Here is a 1091-nt window from a genome sequence, read left to right as displayed (position 1 = left end):
GCGGTCTCAAGGACCAAGTGCAACACCTGATGTAAGGTGTTGCCATGCCAACGAAGTACACACATCTCAGCACTGAGGAGCGCGTCGCCATCATGGTGATGCAGCTTCAACAACTCACTCTTCGAGCTATCGCCGTTTTGCTCAGGCGTCATCCCAGTACCATTAGCCGTGAGATCAGGCGGCACAGCCAACTGGGGCGATACGATTCATCTCACGCCGCAAGCCGGGCGCGAGTGCTACGTCACAAGCCGCGCCGTCAGTCTCGCTTGTGCTCTGGCTCTGAACTGTTCCAAGTGATCATAGAAATGTTGCGCATTGGCTGGTCACCCCAGCAAATCGCCAGCAGACTACGCCGTATCTGGCCCGATCACCCCGAGCGATATGTGAGTCACGAAACCATCTACCTGGCAATTTATGCCTATCCGCGAGGCGAGTTGAAACGCCAGCTCATCAGCTACTTGCGCCAAGGTAAAGGCAAGCGTCGCCCGCGAACCCAGAGTGCCATACGTCGAGAGCGCTATCCTGCTGAGCTCAGCATCCACTTGCGTCCACCAGAGGTCGCTGATCGCCTTGTTCCAGGACACTGGGAAAGCGACCTGATCATCGGGGCCAACAATCGCTCTGCTGTCGCCACGATGGTTGAGCGCACCAGCCGTTACGTAATCTTGGCAAAACTCGACGCACCGACCGCCTATGCAGCCGCTCAAGCCATTACCAGAGAGATGTCGCGGATGGCGCCATCATTGCTGAAAACCATGACGCACGACCAAGGCAGTGAAATGGCCCGTCACGCCGAAATCACGGCCCACACCGGCCTGAAGATTTACTTTGCAGATCCGCACAGCCCATGGCAGCGCGGCAGCAATGAAAACACCAATGGCTTGCTGCGCCAGTATTTGCCAAAAGGCACGGATCTCTCTCTGGTCACCCAGGAGCGACTGGACGAAATTGCCGACTTGCTGAACACTCGGCCACGCCAAACGCTGGGCTGGAAATTTCCGGTCGAAGTACTGGTTGAATACCTTCAGCTATTAGCGAGCAACAAGCTCGAAACCATCAACTGACTGTTGCACTTGGAACCTGAGACCGCC

The 1091-nt window shown here is 56.4% G+C and carries 1 protein-coding gene; it reads left to right on the top strand.

From position 1 onward, the window contains the following. Window positions 1-44 precede the first annotated feature (44 nt). Window positions 45-1064 (top strand): IS30 family transposase, encoded by a 1020-nt coding sequence (locus ACI77I_RS32005; protein WP_407000205.1) that lies wholly within the window; start codon window positions 45-47, stop codon window positions 1062-1064. Window positions 1065-1091 lie beyond the last annotated feature (27 nt).

Origin of the sequence: Pseudomonas sp. D47, from assembly GCF_045447305.1 — a bacterium.
Taxonomy (GTDB): domain Bacteria; phylum Pseudomonadota; class Gammaproteobacteria; order Pseudomonadales; family Pseudomonadaceae; genus Aquipseudomonas.
The sequence above is the reverse complement of the archived record's forward strand: the minus strand, read 5'-3'. Positions and strand labels throughout refer to the sequence as shown.

What these genes read in the sequence shown, in the direction of transcription:
- ACI77I_RS32005 (WP_407000205.1), top strand. Translation starts at nt 45, where the DNA reads ATGCCAACGAAGTACACACATCTCAGCACTGAGGAGCGCGTCGCCATC.